Genomic DNA, 18,368 nt, shown 5'->3' on the forward strand with positions numbered 1-18,368 from the left:
GTGCTCCGCTCAGGACAGCAACGCCGTCAGCATCCGGGCGATCTGGCCGAGCCGCTGCTCGATCCGGGCCGGCTGCTCGCACACGGCGGTCTGCGACCGGCGGCGGTCGTCGAGGATGCGGCGGTCCCAGGCGATGGCATCCTTGATCTCCTTCGCGCGGGCCGCGTCGCCCGATGCGGTGTCGAGATCGCGCAGGCTGGCGGCGATGCGGTCGCGCAGGGCACGCTGGTGCTGGGCGTACCGCTCGATGGAGGCGATGGCGGCGGTGCGCTGACGATCCAGCGTCTGGAAGGTTCCGGCGAACACCAGGGCGAGCTTGCGATCGTGCTCCTGTTCCGCGTCCTGCTTAACCGGCCCCGCCAGCGCTTCGGCCTGCGGTTCCAGCGTCGCGAGATCGATACTGTCGTCGGCGGCGCGCCGGACCAGGGTGGCGACCGCGGGGTCTCGTTGCCATTCGTCCATCAGTCCGTCGAGCGACGGGCCATCCCATACCGAAGCCGGGGACAAGCTGGGAACGAGGATTTGCTGGCAGGGCCAGTCGGGGTTCTTCGGGTCCTGCGCAATGGCAGCGGCGGGCAATCCGGCGCCCACGGCGATGGCCAGAGCCGCGGCGAAGGCGGGTCCGAGGACGGAGGAATATCGTTGCATGGCATGAATGATGGCCCCGCCAACGATCCGGCGCAATCGGAACCGCTGCGCAAAAGGAGAAGTCCGATGGATCATGTGGGGAGGTGGGCCGCAGCCGCTATCATCGCTGTTGCGACGGTCGCTTTGCCGGCACCGGCATCGGCGCGGACGCTGGTGTTGGACCTCGAACTGGAGGACAGCAGCGGCGAAGCCCCATCCGTGGAGCATGCGGAGCGGCTGAAACGGGTCAGTGCGGAGCTGCGCCATGCCCTCGATGCCAAGGGGTATGCCGTGATCGGCGATGCGGCCACCGCCGGACTGGTCCCGCCGGGAACCGTGATCCGGTCCTGCAACGGCTGCGAGCGCGACATCGCGCGGGCGGCCGGGGCCGATCTGGTCGTCTTCGGCATCGTCCGCAAGGTAAGCAGCCTGATCCTGTGGATCGGTGTGGTCGTCGAGGATGTCGGCACCGGCCAGGCGGTGACAACGGCGCGCGGCGACATCCGCGGCGACACCGAGACCGCATGGTCGCGCGGCGTCGGCTGGCTGGTCGATCATCGGCTGGCGGAACATGCGCCGCAAAAGCGGTAAGCGGGCGGCAGGGAGGACCGAGGAATGCCGGACGAATCACAAAGCGGCTACAGCAGCATCATGAACGTCCTGCGACCGCCGCCGCCGCGCACGGCGGCCCTGATGCGCCGTTACGATCTGGTGCTGCGCGATTATGTCGGCGATTTCCGCATCGGCGTCTGGGATCATGAGAAGACCCGGACCCAGCGCGTGCGGGTCAGCCTGACCGTCACGGTGGAGGTGCCGAACCGGCCCTTCGTCGACGATCTCGACGCCGTCGTCTCCTACGAATACCTGATCAAGGGCGTCGAAGCCTTCACGCAAAGCCCGCACATCCAACTGCTGGAGGTGCTGGCGGAGAAACTGCTGGCGCTGTGCCTGTCGCCGCCGCAGGCGGTCTTCGCCCGGGTGCAGGTGGAAAAGCTGGAGATCGTCCCGCAGGCCGCCGGGGTGGGCGTGGTGCTGACCGGCGCACGGGAGCCGTCGTAACGGTAGCAAAGCCAGCCGTGGGGCCACAGGCGGCGGCGCGCATCGCCGCCTGCGGGACCCGTTGTAACCTCGCTACTCCGCCGCCTCGGCCATCTGCGCCTTCTCGATCTTGATCGCGCAGTACTTGAACTCCGGGATCTTGCCGAAGGGATCGAGCTGCGGATTGGTCAACACATTCGCCGCCGCTTCCGCGTAGGCGAAGGGGATGAAGACCAGCCCCACCGGCATGCGGTCGTCGATGCGCGCCTTCAGGCGGATCGTGCCGCGACGGCTCGACACCAGCATGTAGTCGCCGGTCCTCATCCCGGCGCGGGTGAGGTCATGCGGGGAGACATAGGCCACCGCCTCCGGCTCCACCGCATCGAGCACGCTCGACCGGCGGGTCATCGACCCGGTGTGCCAATGCTCCAGCTGGCGGCCGGTGGTGAGAACCAGCGGGTATTCAAGGTCAGGCGTCTCCGCCGGGTTGATCGGCCGCGCCGGTACGAAGCGCCCGCGGCCCGTCTTCGTCGGGAAGCCGTTGCCGAAGACGATGTCGTGGCCGGGCTGGTCGGGACCGTCGACCGGATAGGTGACGGAGCCTTCGTGCTCGACCCGCTCCCAGCTGATGTTGGCGAGCGACGGCATGGCGCCGACCATCTCGGCGAACACCTCCGACACGTGGGTATAGGTCCAGTTCAGGCCCAGCCCGCGCGCCATGTCCTGGATGATCCACAGATCCTGGCGAGCCTCGCCCGGCAGCGGCACCGCCGCACGGCCCATCTGGACCTGACGATTGGTGTTGATGACGGTGCCGTCCTTCTCCGGCCAGGCCGAGGCCGGCAGAACCACGTCGGCGTATTTGGCCGTCTCGGTCAGGAAGATGTCCTGCACCACCAGATGGTCGAGCATCGCCAGCGCCTCGCGGGCGTGGGTCACATCCGGATCGGACATCGCCGGATTCTCGCCCTCGATGTAGAGGCCGTTGATCCGGCCGTCATGGATGGCGTCCATGATTTCGACCACCGTCAGGCCGCGCTTGCCGTCCAGCTTGGTGCCCCAATAATTTTCGTAGAAGGACTGGACCTCCGGATCCTCGACCGACTTGTAGTCGGGGTAGAACATCGGGATAAGGCCGGCGTCGGACGCGCCCTGGACGTTGTTCTGGCCGCGCAGCGGGTGCAGGCCGGTGCCGGGACGGCCGATCTGGCCGGTGACCAGCGACAGCGCGATCAGGCAGCGGCTGTTGTCGGTGCCGTGGATGTGCTGCGACACGCCCATGCCCCAGAAGATGATCGACGCCTTGGACCGGGCGAACAGCCGGGCCACCGTGCGCAGGGTGGCGGCCGGGATGCCACAGACCTTCTCCATCTCCTCCGGCGGGTAGTCCTTGACCGTCTCGGCCAGCGCCTCGAAATCCTCGGTGTTGGCCTGGACATACTGTCGGTCGTACAGCCCCTCCGCGATGATGGTGTGGAGGATGGCGTTCAGCATCGACACGTCGCGGCCCGGCGTGAACTGCAGCATGTGCGTGGCATGGCGCGCCATGGCGAGGCCGCGCGGGTCCATGACGATCAGCTTGGCACCGCGCTCCGCCGCGTTCTTGAAGAAGGTGGCGGCGACGGGATGGTTCTCCGTCGGGTTGGCGCCGATGATGACGATGACCTCCGCATCCTCCGCCGCCATGAAAGGCGCCGACACCGCCCCCGACCCGACGCCCTCGATCAAGGCTGCGACCGACGAGGCATGGCAGAGCCGGGTGCAGTGATCGACGTTGTTGGTGCCGAAGCCGGTGCGGACCAGCTTCTGGAACAGATAGGCCTCTTCGTTCGACCCCTTGGCCGACCCGAAGCCGGCAAGCGCGTTGCCGCCGCGCTCGTCGCGGATCTTGCGCAGGCCGCCGGCCGCCACCGCCAGCGCCTCGTCCCAGCTCGCTTCGCGGAAATGGGTGAAGGGGTTCATCGGGTCGATGTCGACGTCGTGCTTTGACACGCCCTCCTTGCGGATCAGCGGCACGGTCAGACGGTCGCCGTGATGGGCATAGTCGAAGCCGAAACGACCCTTCACGCACAGGCGGTTCTGGTTCGACGGGCCGTCCTTGCCGTCGACTGCGACGATCTTGTTGTCTTTAATCTTATAGGTCAGCTGGCAGCCGACACCGCAATAGGGGCAGACCGAGTCGACTTCGCGGTCGGGTGCGTTGGCGTAGACGCCCTTCTCGTCCACCAGCGTCGCCGGCATCAGCGCACCGGTCGGGCAGGCCTGCACGCACTCGCCGCAGGCAACGCAGGTGGACTGGCCCATCGGGTCGTCGAAATCGAAGACGATCTTTTCCAGATGCCCGCGCGCCGCCATGCCGATGACGTCGTTGACCTGCACCTCGCGGCAGGCGCGGACGCACAGGTTGCAGTGGATGCAGGCGTCGAGCTGGACCGCCATCGCCGGATGCGACATGTCGTCCGTCTTGGTCGGACGGTCCACGGCGGGGAAACGGCTGCCGGCGATCTCGACCTTGTCGGCCCAGTTCCAGAAGGTGGAGTTGGGGTCGTGCGCGCTCTTCCGCTCCGGCTGGTCGGCCAGCAGCAGTTCGAAGACCAGCTTGCGCGATGCCTTGGCCCGCTCCGACGCGGTGCGCACCGTCATGCCGGGCTTGGGCTTGCGGATGCAGGAGGCGGCGAGCACGCGCTCCCCCTCGATCTCCACCATGCAGGCGCGGCAGTTGCCGTCGGGGCGGTAGCCCGGCTCCGGCCGGTGGCAGAGATGCGGAATCTCGGTGCCCAGCCGCGTGGCGACCTGCCAGATCGTCTCGCCGTTCCGCGCCGTGACCTCGGTGCCGTCCAGGGTGAACGTGATGCCGTTGGACATGTCGGTCTCCTTACCCCTGCGATCCGGTTGCGCCCTGGGCGGTACCCTGAGCCCTGCCCTGGCGCGACACGAAGTCGTCGCGGAAATGCTTCATCACCAGCTTGATCGGATTCATCGCCGCCTGCCCCAGGCCGCAGATCGAGGCGTCGCCCATGACGGTGGCGAGGGCGGTCAGCAGCTCCTCGTCCCATTCCGGTTCGCTGATCAGCCGCACCGCCTTCTCAGTGCCGACCCGGCAGGGCGTGCATTGGCCGCAGCTTTCATCCTCGAAGAATTTCAGCAGGTTGAGCGCAACGTCGCGCATGTTGTCCTTGTCGGACAGCACGACGACGGCGGCCGAACCGATGAAGGACCCGTGTGCCTCCAGCGTGCCGAAATCGAGCGGGATGTTCGCCATCGACGCCGGCAGGATGCCGCCCGACGGACCGCCGGGCAGGTAGCCCTTCAGCGTGTGGCCGTCGGCCATGCCGCCGCAATACTGGTCGATCAGCTCCTGCAGGGTGATTCCGGCCGGGGCCAGCTTGACCCCCGGCTCCTTGACCCGGCCGGAGACCGAGAAGGTGCGCAGCCCCTTGCGCCCGTTCATGCCATGGCTGGCGAACCACGCCCCGCCCTTCTCCAGGATCTCGCGGACCCAGAACACCGTCTCGATGTTGTTGATCAGGGTCGGGCGGCCGAACAAGCCGACCACCGACGGGAAGGGCGGCTTGTGTCGGGGCAGCCCGCGCTTGCCTTCGATGCTTTCCAGCATCGCCGACTCCTCGCCGCAGATGTAGGCGCCGGCACCGCGACGGAGATGGATGCGGGTGTGGCGGGCGAAGCCGGCGGCCTCGACCTTCGGGATTTCGCGCAGCAGGATTTCCCGGCATTGCGGGTATTCGTCGCGCAGGTAGATGTAGACATCGGTCGCCTCGACCGTCCAGGCGCCGATCAGCATCCCTTCCAGAAAGCGGTGCGGGTCGCGTTCCAGATGGAAGCGATCCTTGAAGGTGCCGGGCTCGCCCTCGTCGCCGTTGATCGCCATCATGCGCGGTCCCGGCTCCGCCCGGACATAGCGCCATTTCAGGCCGGTGGGGAAACCGGCGCCGCCCAGGCCGCGGATGCTGGAATCCTCCAGCCCCTTCAGCACAGCATCGACATCGCGCGCGCCGTTCAGGCACTCGGCCAGCATCTTGTAGCCGCCGCCGCGGATGTAGTCGTCGAAGCCCAGATAGTCGGGAATGTCGGGGTGGACATGGCCATGGGCCATGGCGTCGAGTACGCTCTCGACCGTCGCGTTCTCGTGCGGGGCATGGCCGATCGCCACGACCGGCGCGTTGTTGCAGCCTCCCATGCAAGGCGCGCGGAGGATGCGCACCTCACGCTCGTCGACGCCGGCCTTCAGCGCCTCATGCAGCTGTTCGGCCCCGGCCAGGGCACAGCTCAGGGAGTCGCACACGCGGATGGTCAGCTTCGGCGGAGCCGGCTCTCCGTCCATCACGATGTCGAAATGGGCGTAGAAGGACGCCACTTCGAACACCTCGACCAGCGCCAGCTTCATCTCCTTCGCCAAGGCGGCGAGACGGCGGGCATGCAGGCAGCCGTAATGGTCCTGAAGCAGGTGGAGATGCTCGATCAGCAGATCCGGCTGACGGGAACGGTCGCCGAGAAGCGCCCGTATCTCGTCAAGGCTGAGGGGATCGACCTGACGGCCCTTCTGCTGGTCGCGCGTCTTGCGGCGGCCGGAGCCGGGATGGATGCTGCGGGCGGGAACGCCGCCGGGCGGCGTCGCGCTGATGATCGGAGGGAATGCGGTCACGACGGTTCTGGCCTCTGCTGGGTGGTTCGCGCTTCTGGTTGTCGCGATCCCAAGTTCCTGGCGTTTCGTATACCAGATGCCACGTTAACCGATATTCTGCTGAATGTCAGCATTCTAAATCGTTTACAGCCCCGGCCGGATGGGAATGTCGGATGGGCTGTTGGCATAAGTCGATATTGCTGCGGACGACGACCTCAAGCGCGTCCGGAGGTTCAATATGGCAGTGGATCAGGGAGCACAGCATGGCATCGCTGATGCAAGACGCCCTCAACCGCCGAGCAGGCGATTGAGGGCGCGACCGAGATAGGGAGAACTGTCGACCAGCGCCGCACTCCGTCAGTGCGACGCCATCGCCGCTGGCGACCGCCGCTCCATCGCCGCGAACTCCAATGCCGCGGAGCGGGCGGCCATGCGCTCCAGCGGAAGCGGAACGATCCGCTCCGCGTGTCCGGCGGATCCGAAGGCTTCGAACCGTTCGCGGCAGAGGCTGCGGGCGGCCCTGGTGGCCTCGGCCAGGAACCGGCGCGGGTCGAATTCCTCCGGTCGCGTCATCAACGCGCGACGCAGGCTGCCGCTCATGGCAAGGCGGATGTCGGTGTCGATGTTGACCTTGCGCACACCGTTGCGGATGCCCTCGCGGATTTCCTCCACCGGGACGCCGTAGGTCTCGCGGATGCGACCGCCATGGGCGCGGATGATCTCCAGCCATTCCTGCGGCACGCTGGATGACCCGTGCATCACCAGATGGGTGTCAGGGATGCGCTCATGGATGGCGCGGATGCGGTCGACCGCCAGAACCTCGCCATCCGGGCGGCGGCTGAACTTGTAGGCACCGTGGCTGGTGCCGATGGCGATGGCGAGCGCGTCCACGCCCGTGCGCGCCACGAAATCGGCCGTCTGCTCCGGATCGGTCAGAAGCTGGTCGCGCGACAGCGTGCCGGCGGCGCCGGAGCCGTCCTCCTCCCCTGCCTGGCCGGTCTCCAGTGAACCGAGGCAACCCAGTTCACCCTCCACCGAAACGCCGACGGCGTGCGCCTGCTCCACCACCTGCCGGGTGACGCGGATGTTGTAGTCGTAACCGGCCGGTGTCTTCATGTCGTCCAGCAGCGAGCCGTCCATCATTACGCTGGTGAAGCCGGAACGGATGGCCTGCTGGCAGACCGCCGGGCTGGCGCCATGGTCCTGATGCAGGCAGACGGGAATATGCGGCCACATCTCCGCAGCCGCCTGCACCATATGGCGCAGGAACGGCTCGCCGGCATATTTGCGCGCTCCGGCCGACGCCTGGAGGATCACCGGGCTCGCGCAGTCGTCCGCCGCCTGCATGATCGCCTGGATCTGTTCCATGTTGTTGATGTTGAAGGCCGGCACGCCATAGCCATGCTGGGCCGCATGGTCGAGGAGCTGCCGAAGAGAGATCAGGGCCATCGGGGAGGTCTCCGGTTCAAGACAGGGGGACGCACAGGCGTTGGGCGCGGTCTGCCACCAAGTCGGCCGTGATGCCGAAATGGCGGTAGAGGTCTGCGGCTGGAGCGGACTCGCCGTAACGGTCGAGGCCCACCACATCACCGGCAAGCCCGACGGTGGCGCGCCACAGCCCGGTTGCCCCGGCCTCCACCGCCAGCCGGGGAATGCCGTCGGGCAGTACGGCGCGGCGCCATGACGGATCCTGCCGGTCGAACACCTCGCAGCAGGGCATGGAAACGACTCGGACGGCGATGCCCCGGTTAGCGAGCAGCAGCCGAGCCTCCATGGCGATGGACACCTCCGATCCGGTGGCGATCAGCACCACATCAGGCCGCCCATCGTCGGCCAGCACATAGCCGCCATGGGCCACGTCACGGGCGAGATCAGTGCCGGCACGCCCTGTTCCTTGGGCCGGCAGGCTCTGTCGCGACAACAGCAGCGCGGTCGGCCCGTTCGACCGCTCCACCGCAGCGCGCCAGGCGACGGCGGTCTCCAGGGCATCGCACGGGCGCCAGACGTCGAGGTTCGGGATCAGACGCAGGCTGGCGGCATGCTCGACCGGCTGATGGGTCGGACCGTCCTCGCCCAGGCCGATGCCGTCATGGGTGAAGACGTGGACCACGCGCAGTCCCATCAGCGCCGACAGGCGCAGGCCGTTACGGGCATAGTCGGAAAAGGCCAGGAAGGTGCCGCCGAAAGGCAGAAAGCCGCCATGCAGCGCCATGCCGTTCATCACTGCTGCCATTGCGAATTCCCGCACGCCGTAATGAAGGTGGCGCCCGCCGCTCCCCCGCCAGTCGGTGAGGGTTGAGCCGGTCAGGTCCGCCGATCCGCCCAACAGCTCCGGCAGCAGGCCTGCCAGCACACCGATCGCCTGCTGCGATGCCTTGCGCGTCGCCATCGCCTCCGCCTGCGCGGCGACGGTGCCAATCCAGGCATCGGCCGAACTGGCGAAGCTCTCCGGCAGGTCGCCGCACATCCGCCGCAGGAACTCCGCCGCGGCCTGCGGGTGGGCGTCGGCATAGGCGCCGAACCGGGCCTGCCAGTCGGCCTGTGCCGTCGCACCGCGCCGCCGGGCATCCCAACCGGCGTACACCTCCTCCGCAATCTCGAAGGGCGGGGCGCTCCATCCGAGCGCGGCCCTGGTCGCTAGGACCTCCGCCGAGCCCAGCGGTGCGCCATGCGCCTCGGCCGAACCGGCCCGGTTGGGAGAGCCGTGGCCGATCACCGTCCTGCAGCAGATCAGCGTCGGCTTGCCGCAGGGGGTCAGCGCCTCGTCGATGGCGGCATCCAGCGCGTAGGCGTCATGGCCATCGACCTGCCGGATCACCCGCCAGCCATAGGCCTCGAACCGTTGCGGTGTGTCGTCGGTGAACCAGCCGGCGACGGGACCATCGATGGAAATGCCGTTGTCGTCATAGAAGATCACCAGCTTTTCCAAACCCAGCGTGCCGGCCAGCGAGCAGGCCTCGTGGCTGATCCCCTCCATCAGGCAACCGTCGCCGACGAAGCAGAAGGTCCGGTGATCGACGATCCGGTGCCCCGGCCTGTTGAACTCCGCCCCCAGCAGCCGTTCGGCAAGTACCATGCCGATGGCATTGGCGAGGCCCTGCCCCAGCGGTCCGGTGGTCGTCTCCACCCCCGGCGTCACGCCATATTCCGGATGGCCCGGCGTGCGGGAACCGAGCTGCCGGAAGCGCCGCAGTTCCTCCATCGGCAAGTCGTAGCCGGTCAGGTGCAGAAGTCCATAGAGCAGCATGGAGCCGTGCCCGTTCGACAGCACGAAGCGGTCGCGGTCAGGCCAGCTGGGGTCGGTCGGATTGTGGCGCAGATGGCGCCGCCACAGCGCCTCGGCGATGTCGGCCATCCCCATCGGCATACCGGGATGGCCGGAATTCGCAGCCTCCACGGCATCGATGGCGAGCATGCGCAACGCGTTCGCCAACAGGCGACGTCCGGAGCCGCGGTCGGGAGTATTGTCGGGCAACTCAGTCGGCGAAACGGCAAGCCGGTCCTGTTCGCGGACCTCAAGGGCCGCGGTCATCGATGCATTCATCGCTGGTATCCTCCCCGATGGGTGTCTTTTCGGCGCCCCGCTCAGAACGCCTTCTTCTTGCGGTCGGCGAGTTGCCAGATCATCGGCGTGAAGATCAGCTGCATCGCCAGCGCCATCTTGTCGCCCGGACAGACGATGGTGTTGGGCCGGGTCATGAAGCTGTCCTTCAGCATCGACAGCAGATAGGGGAAGTCGATGCCCTTCGGCCGGGTGAAGCGGATGACCAGCATGCTCTCGTCGGAGGTCGGAATGTCGCGGGCGATGAAGGGATTGCTGGTGTCCACCGTCGGCACACGCTGGAAATTCACGTCGGTGCTGCTGAATTGCGGGCAGATGTATTTCACGTAATCGGGCATGCGCCGCAGAATGGTGTCGACGATGGCCTCTTCCGAATAGCCGCGCATGTTGCGGTCGCGGTGGATCTTTTGAATCCATTCGAGGTTGACGATGGGAACGACGCCGATCTTCAGGTCGGCATGACGGGCGAGATCGACACGGTCGGTGCGCACGCAGCCGTGGAGCCCTTCGTAGAACAGCAGGTCGGTGCCGGGTTCGATCTCCTCCCACGGCGTGAAGGTGCCGGGGTCCTGGCCGTAAGGCTCGGCCTCCTTGGCGTCATGCAGATAGCGGCGGAAGCGGCCGCCGCCGGTCTCGCCATAGCTGCGGAACAGATCGTCCAGCTCCTCGAACAGGTTGGCGTCGGGACCGAAATGGCTGAAGGTCGAATGGGGCTCCTCCTGCGCTTCGGCGACCTTGGCGCGCATCTCCCGCCGGTCGTAGCGGTGGAAGCTGTCGCCCTCGACGATGGCGGCGGCGATGCTCTCCCTGCGGAAGATCTGCTGGAAGGTGCGGGTAACGGTGGTCGTTCCGGCGCCGGAGGAACCGGTGACGGCGATGATCGGATGACGGGCCGACATGGTGTGATCTCCCTCAGCCGAGTGCCGCGGTTTCGGAGGCGAGGAACAGCGACCGGCTGCCGAACAGCGGGGCGTGGAAGGACAGCTCCTCCCCCCGGTCGTAGGCGGCGTGATAGGCGACCAGCCGCTCCACCTCCGCCTTCGATCCCAGGATCACCGGCACGCGCTGGTGCAGGGCCATCGGCTTGATGTCGAGGATGCGTTGCCGACCAGTGCTGGCCGCCCCGCCCGCCTGCTCCACCAGCATGGCGATGGGGTTGGCCTCGTAGAGAAGACGCAGCCTGCCCGGCTTGTGGGTCGGTCTGGCGTCGCGCGGATAGAGGAAGACGCCGCCGCGGATCAGGATGCGGTAGACCTCCGCCACCAGGGATGCGATCCAGCGCATGTTGAAGTCCGCCTCGCGTGGGCCGGAACTGCCTTTGATGCATTCCTCGACATACATGCGGACCGGCGGCTCCCAGAAGCGGGCGTTGGAGCTGTTGATGGCGAACTCGCAGACATGATCGGGGATGCGCATGTCCGGGTGGGTCAGAGTGTAGGCGCCGATCTCGCGATCCAGGGTAAAGCCGTGCACGCCCTCGCCGAAGGTAGCGATGATCATGTCGGCCGGACCGTAGAGGGCGAAGCCGGCCGCCACCTGTTGCGTGCCGGGTTGCAGGAAATGCTCCACCTCCGGCTCGTCCACACCATCGGGCGCCTTGAGGATGGAGAAGATGGTACCGACGGTCAGATTGACGTCGACGTTCGACGAGCCGTCCAGCGGATCGAAGGCCAGCAGATAGCGGCCACGCGGATATTCGCGGGGGATGCGGTAGGGCTCCTCCATCTCCTCCGACGCCATGCCGCAGAGCTTGCCGCCATACTCGCAGGTGCGCAGCATGATCTCGTTGGCGATCAGGTCGAGCGGCTTCTGCGTCTCGCCATGAACGTTGACGCCGGGTTCGGGAGCCGGAACCGCCGGCTGGCCGGCGGACGGAGCCAGCGATCCGCGGGCGGCGGCGCTGGCGATGAACTTGCACGCGGTCTGCACGTCGTTGAGCAGGGCCGTCAGGTCGGTGTCGGCCCCCCCGCGGCGGCGCTGGTCCTCGATGATGAATTTGCTGAAGGTGGTGTGACGGTGCGGCATCGGTTCCCCCTCTCTCGGTGTTATGTGCGGCCGGCTTGCTGCCGGCCTATTGTGTGAAGACGCGGCTTTGGCGGATGTCCTCCTCGGCGATGGTCAGCAGGTCGGCGGCGGCGATGGCGCTGCCGCGCGCTTCGAACAGGCGGTTGGCCTGTCGCAGGCGGGCACGGTCCAGCGCGTTGCGGATGGAGCGCGCGTTGGCAAAACGCGGCTGGGCCATGCGGCGCAGGATGTAGTCGGCCATCGCCCGCTCCGCCTCCGGCGCCAGGCGGTACTGCATGCCCTCTGTCATCAGCCGGGCGATCTCCAGCAGCTCTTCCGCCTCGTAGTCGGGGAAATCGACATGGTGGGCGATGCGCGACGCCATGCCGGGATTGGAGCGAAAGAAAATCTCCATGCGGTCGCGGTAGCCGGCGAGAATCACCACGAGGTCGTCGCGGTTGTCCTCCATCACCTGAAGCAGGATTTCGATGGCCTCCTGGCCGTAGTCGCGCTCGTTCTCCGGCCGGTAGAGGTAATAGGCCTCGTCGATGAACAGCACGCCACCCATGGCGCGCTTCAGCACCTCCTTCGTCTTGGGCGCCGTGTGGCCGATATACTGGCCGACCAGATCGTCACGGGTGACGCTGACCACATGGTCGCGACGGATGTAGCCCAGCCCATGGAGAAGCCCGGCCATGCGCCGCGCCACACTGGTCTTGCCGGTGCCGGGGTTGCCGGTGAAGCACATGTGCAGCGACGGCGGCTCCGCCCGGAGGCCGATGCTGCGGCGGGCGCGTTCCACCAGCAGCAGGGCGGCGATCTCGCGGATGCGGGTCTTCACCGGCTTCAGCCCGACAAGGTCGCAATCCATCCCCGCCAGCATTCCGCCGATGCCGGACTCCCGGTAAAGCGCGTCGAGATCGACGGATGGAGCGTCGGACGGCCGGTCACGGGTCTCCTGGTCAAGAAGGTCGGCGACCCCGCTCATGCCGCCCTCCATTCCGGTTCGGCCATCAGGGCGGCGCGCATCCGTCCGACCACGCCGCGATAGCCGCCATCGGCATCCGCCGCGCCGAAGATGGCGGATCCGGCGACGAAGATGTCGGCGCCGGCATCGGCCACGGCGCGGATGTTGTCAGGCTTGATGCCGCCGTCCACCTCCAGCCGGATGTCGCGGCCGGTGTGCTCGCGGTGACGGTCGATCCGGCGGCGGATTTCGGCGATCTTCTCGAACGCGGAGGGGATGAACGACTGGCCGCCGAAGCCGGGATTGACCGACATGACGAGGATCAGGTCCAGCCGGTCCATCACATGATCCAGATAGGTCAGAGGCGTGGCCGGATTCAGCGCCAGCCCGGCGCGGCAGCCCTGCTCGCGGATCAGCGCGAGCGTACGGTCGGGATGGTCGGATGCCTCGGGGTGGACGCTGATGATGTCGGCGCCGGCCTTGGCGAAGGACGGCACCAGCGCATCGACCGGCTTCACCATCAGATGGACGTCGATGATGGCGCGGGTGCGCGGGCGGATGGCGGCGCAGACCAGCGGACCGATGGTCAGGTTGGGGACATAATGGTTGTCCATCACGTCGACATGGATGACCTCGCATCCGGCCTCCACCACCCGCTCCACCTCCTCGCCCAGTCGGGCGAAGTCGGCGGAGAGGATCGAAGGGGCGAGGAGATGTCCGGCTCCAAGTTCACGTTCCATGACGGGTCTCCCCGCCATAGCGCTCCCCGGCAGGACGACCGGTGGCATAGCTGCGCACTGTGTAGCCGATGCGCCGCCCCGATCCTTCCGCACGCAGCAGCTCGAAACCGGGTTCCTCCGCCGGGCGGTTGATCAGGAACGACATTCGCACCGTCTCGAAGCCGTGCGAACTGTCAAAGGCGAGAACCTTCACATACTGCTCGGGATGCGCGGTGCGGCAGGCGTCGATCTCCATCGTCACGCCCTTGGCGTCGCGCAGGTCGAACATGGGGTTGCCCCACATCGTCCAATAGCTGTTGCGCGGGTGCGGGTCGTCGGTGAATTCCACCGCCACGGCCCAGCCCTGGTCGAGGGCGTATTGCACCTGTTTGGTGATCTCCTCGTCCGTCAGGTCCGGCAGGAACGAGAACTGGCCCTGGGTCAGTCGCATGGGAAGTGCTCCTTCACATCGCCGGTGTGGGGGTGGGGACGTAATCGACGCTGTCGGTGGAGGCGTAATCGAAGGTCACGTCCTTCCAGGTATCGAGCGCCGCACGCAGCGGAGCGCACCAGCGGGCGGCCTCGCGCAGGATTTCCGGCCCCTCGTTCCAGATGTCGCGGCCCTCGTTGCGGGCCTTGACCATCGTTTCCAGAGCGACACGGTTGGCGGTGGCGCCGGCCTGGATGCCGTCGGGATGGCCGATGGTGCCGCCGCCGAACTGCAGGATCACGTCCTCGCCCAGGTATGTCAGCAGCTGGTGCATCTGCCCGGCATGGATGCCGCCGGACGCCACCGGCATCATCCGTTTCAGACCGGCCCAGGGCTGATCGAAGAAAATGCCGTGCTGGAGATTCTGTGGAACATGGGTTTCGCGGCAAGTGTCGTAGATGCCGCGGATGACGTTGGGATCGCCCTCCAGCTTGCCGACGACGGTGCCGGCATGGATGTGGTCGACGCCGGCCATGCGCATCCACTTGGCGATGACGCGGAACGACACACCGTGGTTCTTCTGCCTTGTGTAGGTGGAATGGCCGGCGCGGTGCAGATGCAGGATCATGTCGTTGCGCCGCGCCCATTTCGCCATCGACTGGATCGCGGTATAGCCGATCACCAGATCGATCATGACGATGACGCTGCCCAACTCCTTGGCGAACTCGGCGCGCTCATACATGTCCTCCATGGTGGCGGCGGTGACATTCAGGTAGGTACCCTTGATTTCCCCAGTCTCGGCAGTGGCACGGTTCACTCCCTCCATGCAGTAGAGGAAGCGATCGCGCCAGTGCATGAAGGGCTGCGAGTTGATGTTCTCGTCGTCCTTGGTGAAATCGAGCCCACCCTTCAGCGCCTCATACACCACGCGGCCATAGTTGCGGCCGGACAGGCCCAGCTTCGGCTTCATGGTGGCGCCCAGCAACGGCCGGCCGAAATTGTTCAGCCGCTCGCGCTCCACCACGATGCCGGTCGCCGGCCCCTGAAAGGTCTTCAGATAGGCGACGGGGATCCGCATGTCCTCCAGCCGCAGGCCCTTCAGCGGCTTGAAGCCAAAGACGTTGCCGATGATCGAGGCGGTGAGGTTGGCGATCGACCCTTCCTCGAACAGGTCGAGTTCATAGGCGATGTAGGCGAAGTATTGGCCGGGCGTGCCGGGCACCGGATCGACGCGGAAGGCCTTGGCGCGATAGCGCTCGCAGTCGGTCAGGCGGTCGGTCCAAACCACGGTCCAGGTGGCGGTGGAACTCTCGCCGGCAACCGCTGCCGCCGCTTCCTCCGGATCGACGCCATCCTGCGGCGTGATGCGGAAGACGGCGAGAATGTCGGTGTCCTTTGGCTCATAGTCGGGCTCCCAGTAGCCCATCTGCCGGTATTTCAGCACACCGGGCCGGTAGCGGGCCTTGGGGTCGCTGACGACGGCATCGCCGGCCTTCTGCTCAGGGGGGAGCGTTGTCGATACGTAATTCATCGTCCTCACCTCGTCGGTGACGTTCGGTTCGTTCGACGAAAACGTTAGCCCCACGTACTATTGAGGAAAATTCAAATACACAGCACAGTATGGATAGGTATTCCTCGTGAATGGCACCGGCCGATGACTATCCAGCATGCGACGCTGCGCCAACTCCAGATTTTCACCGCCGCCGCCCGCAGCCTGTCCTTCGCCCGCGTGGCGGAACAGTTCGGCCTGACGCCCGGCGCCGTCTCGTTCCAGATCAAGCAGGTGGAGGGCCATTGCGGCTTTCCGCTGTTCGAGCGGGTCGGCCGGGGCGTCGTCCTGACGGAGGCGGGGCGCGACCTGCTGGAACACGCGACGCTGATCCTCCAAGCGCTGGACAATGCGGACCGGCGAATGCAGGCGCTGAAGGGGGTTACCGGCGGCAACGTCACCATCGGGCTGGTCAGCACCGCCAAATACATCGCCCCGCACATGGTGTCCCGCTTCCAGGCGGAGCGGCCGGGCGTGTCCATCCATCTCCAAGATGGCAACCGGCGCGAAGTGAATGCGATGGTGGCGAAGGGCGAGGTCGATCTTGCCATCATGGGCCGACCCTTGGATGCGGACGAGTTGCTGGCCGAACCGTTCGCCCGCCATCCCAGCATTATCATCTGCGCGCCGGGCCATCCGCTGGCACAGGCCCCGACACTCCGCCTGTCCGACTTGGCCGACAGCGACTTCATCGCGCGGGAGGAGGGGGCCGGCACGCGGGCGCTCACCGATGCCTATTTCCAGGGCCAGGGCTTTTTCCCGCGCATCGTCATGACATCCAGCAGCAACGAGACGATCAAGCAGGCGGTGATGGCCGGCATCGGTGTCGCCCTGCTGTCCCGCCACACCGTGAATCTGGAGCTGGCACTGGGCATGTTGCGCGAGCTGAGGGTGGAGGGACTGCCGCTGATGCGGTCGTGGTACATTGCCCACCGCCGCAGCCTGCCACTGCTGCCCGTGCATGCACAGTTGCGCAGCTATCTGCTGGAGCGCGGGCAGGCGATCATCGACAGCCTCCATGCCGGCCACCGGGCGCTGGCCCCCGGCACCTGAGTCCTGGCGTCAGGCCAGCACGATGCGCACCCCGGCGGCGGTCAACCGTTCCGACCTTGCAGCGTCCAATCCGTCGTCGCAACACAGGAAATCGAAACTGTCGAGCTTGGCGAAGAAGGCCGGCTTGACCTGATCGAACTTGCTGCTGTCGATGACCAGCGCCCTGGTCACCGCGTTGGCGATGGCCGTCTGCTTGATCTCCACCTCATGGAAGTTGGAGCAGCTGATCCCCAGCGACTCATGCACGCCGCCGGCCGAGATGAAGGCGGTGTTGATGCCGATGCCGCGCAGCATCTCCAGCGATTCCGGACTGGAGAAGGAGGCCGAGGAGACGTGGTAAAGGCCGCCCAGCATGACCACGCGCACGCCGGGCTTCTTGCAGACGATCTCCGCAATGTTCATCGCGTAACAGACCACGGTGATCTGGCTGTCGGCCGGGATGCGGCTGGCGAGATGGGTGGTGGTGGTGCCGCAATCGATGAAGACCGTTTCACCCGGCTTCAGCAGGCTTGCCGCCGCCTCGCAGGCGGTGCGCTTCATCTCGATATGGGCGTCCCGCTCGCGATCCAGGATGTAGCCCATGCCGCCTGCGCTCTCCATCCCGCCGGCGATGTAGCCGCCGAGATAGGCGAATCGTCCCCCGCAGGACGCGATGTCGCGCCGCACCGTCATTTCCGACACGCCCAGCAGCCGCGCCGCATCCTTCAGCCGAAGATAGCCGCCGGCATCCAGGGCGAACTGCAACCGGTTCAAACGCTCGGCCTTTCTCATCGACATGTCCGCATTCCGCACCGTTTCCGCCCTTCCTGCCAGCGGCCGCACCTTACAATCCAGACGAGTTAATCCCAATGGCGCAAGGCCTTGAACAGGAGGGCCGTGGTCAAGATCACAATCGCGTGCATTGATCTTGACACAGCGCGCGACAGCGTGAAACTATCCTTTCAGAAAATGTTAGGATGTTAACATCGCAAGACTCTCCCCAAGGGGAATTCGGAAGCGGTGTCGGCATTCCGGCGACAATCGAGGAGAGCTCCAAAGGACAAGGGGCTCCCCGGGAGGACCAAGATGCCGATACCCAGCGTTCCGGCGGAGCCGGCCGGTCTGGCTCCGTTCATCGACCATACCCTGTTGCGCCCCGATGCCCAGCCTGCCGAGGTCGAGCGGCTGTGCGACGAGGCGCGTGCGCACGCCTTCAAGGCGGTCTGCGTCAACCCCGTCTTCATCCCGCTGGTGACCGAACGGCTGGCCGGATCGCCGGTGGCGCCCTGCGCCGTCATCTGCTTCCCTTTCGGCGCCGATCCTTCGGCGATCAAGGCGGACGAAGCCGAGTGGGTGGTCCGCCATGGCGCCCGCGAGGTCGACATGGTGATCCCCATCGGCCTGCTGAAAGGCGGACAAGTATCCGCCGTGCGCGACGACATCGCCGAGGTCAAGCGGGCCTGCGGCGATGCCCTGCTGAAGGTCATCATCGAGACCAGCCTGCTCACCGACGAGGAGAAGATCCTGGCCTGCCGCCTGTCGCAGGAGGCCGGGGCCGATTTCGTCAAGACCTCCACCGGCTTCGCCGGGGGCGGTGCCACCGCCGAGGATGTGGCGCTGATGCGCCGGACCGTCGGCGACGGCATGGGCGTCAAGGCGTCGGGCGGCGTGCGGACCACCGAGGATGCCCGCCGCATGATCGCGGCCGGTGCATCGCGCATCGGCGCCAGCGCCAGCGTGGTGATCATCGGCGGCTGATACCGCCGATAGCGCGCACGCCACAGAACGTGCCGGTCGG

16 protein-coding genes are annotated in these 18,368 nt (G+C 66.6%); 4 read left to right on the top strand and 12 right to left on the bottom strand.

Annotated features, from left to right (window positions below):
• Nucleotides 1–9: 9 nt before the first annotated feature.
• A complete protein-coding gene (locus ABNQ38_RS02625; protein WP_377805549.1) occupies nt 10–684 on the bottom strand; it encodes a hypothetical protein in 675 nt (224 codons plus the stop codon).
• A gap of 117 nt (nt 685–801) precedes the next feature.
• Here ABNQ38_RS02625 and ABNQ38_RS02630 point away from each other — a divergent pair, with 117 nt between their 5' ends.
• Together ABNQ38_RS02630 and ABNQ38_RS02635 are read left to right on the top strand one after the other, a co-directional pair.
• On the top strand, nt 802–1,218 hold the full coding sequence (locus ABNQ38_RS02630) for a DUF3280 domain-containing protein (protein ID WP_377806213.1): 417 nt from the start codon (nt 802–804) through the stop codon (nt 1,216–1,218).
• Between the two features lie 24 nt (nt 1,219–1,242).
• Nucleotides 1,243–1,686: a dihydroneopterin aldolase gene (locus ABNQ38_RS02635; protein WP_377805550.1), complete on the top strand. Its 444-nt coding sequence runs from the start codon at nt 1,243–1,245 to the stop codon at nt 1,684–1,686.
• Between the two features lie 72 nt (nt 1,687–1,758).
• Here the strand turns inward: ABNQ38_RS02635 and fdhF are convergent, their stop codons facing one another.
• From fdhF to ABNQ38_RS02685, 10 genes are all read right to left on the bottom strand, one after another.
• On the bottom strand, nt 1,759–4,530 hold the full coding sequence (gene fdhF / locus ABNQ38_RS02640) for a formate dehydrogenase subunit alpha (RefSeq protein WP_377805551.1): 2,772 nt from the start codon (nt 4,528–4,530) through the stop codon (nt 1,759–1,761).
• 10 nt (nt 4,531–4,540) lie between these two features.
• A complete protein-coding gene (locus ABNQ38_RS02645; RefSeq protein ID WP_377805553.1) occupies nt 4,541–6,328 on the bottom strand; it encodes an NAD(P)H-dependent oxidoreductase subunit E in 1,788 nt (595 codons plus the stop codon).
• 336 nt (nt 6,329–6,664) lie between these two features.
• Nucleotides 6,665–7,756, bottom strand: a complete 1,092-nt coding sequence (gene fba / locus ABNQ38_RS02650; protein ID WP_377805554.1) for a class II fructose-bisphosphate aldolase — start codon at nt 7,754–7,756, stop codon at nt 6,665–6,667.
• 16 nt (nt 7,757–7,772) lie between these two features.
• Nucleotides 7,773–9,839, bottom strand: a complete 2,067-nt coding sequence (gene tkt, locus ABNQ38_RS02655; RefSeq protein WP_377805555.1) for a transketolase — start codon at nt 9,837–9,839, stop codon at nt 7,773–7,775.
• Nucleotides 9,840–9,892: 53 nt separating this feature from the next.
• The gene (locus tag ABNQ38_RS02660; RefSeq protein WP_377805556.1) at nt 9,893–10,768 is read right to left on the bottom strand and encodes a phosphoribulokinase; all 876 of its coding nucleotides are present in this window, start codon (nt 10,766–10,768) and stop codon (nt 9,893–9,895) included.
• Between the two features lie 13 nt (nt 10,769–10,781).
• Nucleotides 10,782–11,894, bottom strand: a complete 1,113-nt coding sequence (locus ABNQ38_RS02665; protein ID WP_377805557.1) for a class 1 fructose-bisphosphatase — start codon at nt 11,892–11,894, stop codon at nt 10,782–10,784.
• Between the two features lie 46 nt (nt 11,895–11,940).
• Entirely contained in the window at nt 11,941–12,861 is a 921-nt protein-coding gene (cbbX, locus tag ABNQ38_RS02670) for a CbbX protein (RefSeq protein ID WP_377805558.1), read from the bottom strand.
• The gene (gene rpe / locus ABNQ38_RS02675; protein WP_377805559.1) at nt 12,858–13,580 is read right to left on the bottom strand and encodes a ribulose-phosphate 3-epimerase; all 723 of its coding nucleotides are present in this window, start codon (nt 13,578–13,580) and stop codon (nt 12,858–12,860) included. The genes cbbX and rpe overlap by 4 nt, the downstream gene beginning before the upstream one ends.
• Nucleotides 13,570–14,010, bottom strand: coding sequence for a ribulose bisphosphate carboxylase small subunit (locus tag ABNQ38_RS02680; RefSeq protein ID WP_377805560.1), 441 nt, complete (start codon nt 14,008–14,010; stop codon nt 13,570–13,572). The genes rpe and ABNQ38_RS02680 overlap by 11 nt, the downstream gene beginning before the upstream one ends.
• Before the next feature lie 13 nt (nt 14,011–14,023).
• On the bottom strand, nt 14,024–15,520 hold the full coding sequence (locus ABNQ38_RS02685; protein WP_377805562.1) for a form I ribulose bisphosphate carboxylase large subunit: 1,497 nt from the start codon (nt 15,518–15,520) through the stop codon (nt 14,024–14,026).
• 123 nt (nt 15,521–15,643) lie between these two features.
• Here ABNQ38_RS02685 and ABNQ38_RS02690 point away from each other — a divergent pair, with 123 nt between their 5' ends.
• Nucleotides 15,644–16,591: a LysR family transcriptional regulator gene (locus tag ABNQ38_RS02690; RefSeq protein ID WP_377805563.1), complete on the top strand. Its 948-nt coding sequence runs from the start codon at nt 15,644–15,646 to the stop codon at nt 16,589–16,591.
• A gap of 9 nt (nt 16,592–16,600) precedes the next feature.
• Here ABNQ38_RS02690 and ABNQ38_RS02695 read toward each other — a convergent pair whose 3' ends face one another.
• Complete coding sequence (locus tag ABNQ38_RS02695; protein WP_377805564.1) at nt 16,601–17,368, bottom strand: DeoR/GlpR family DNA-binding transcription regulator; 768 nt, start codon at nt 17,366–17,368, stop codon at nt 16,601–16,603.
• Between the two features lie 288 nt (nt 17,369–17,656).
• Here ABNQ38_RS02695 and deoC point away from each other — a divergent pair, with 288 nt between their 5' ends.
• Complete coding sequence (gene deoC / locus ABNQ38_RS02700; protein WP_377805565.1) at nt 17,657–18,328, top strand: deoxyribose-phosphate aldolase; 672 nt, start codon at nt 17,657–17,659, stop codon at nt 18,326–18,328.
• The last annotated feature ends 40 nt before the right edge of the window (nt 18,329–18,368 follow it).

It is taken from the genome of Azospirillum sp. A29, from assembly GCF_042604625.1.
Taxonomy (GTDB): domain Bacteria; phylum Pseudomonadota; class Alphaproteobacteria; order Azospirillales; family Azospirillaceae; genus Azospirillum; species Azospirillum palustre.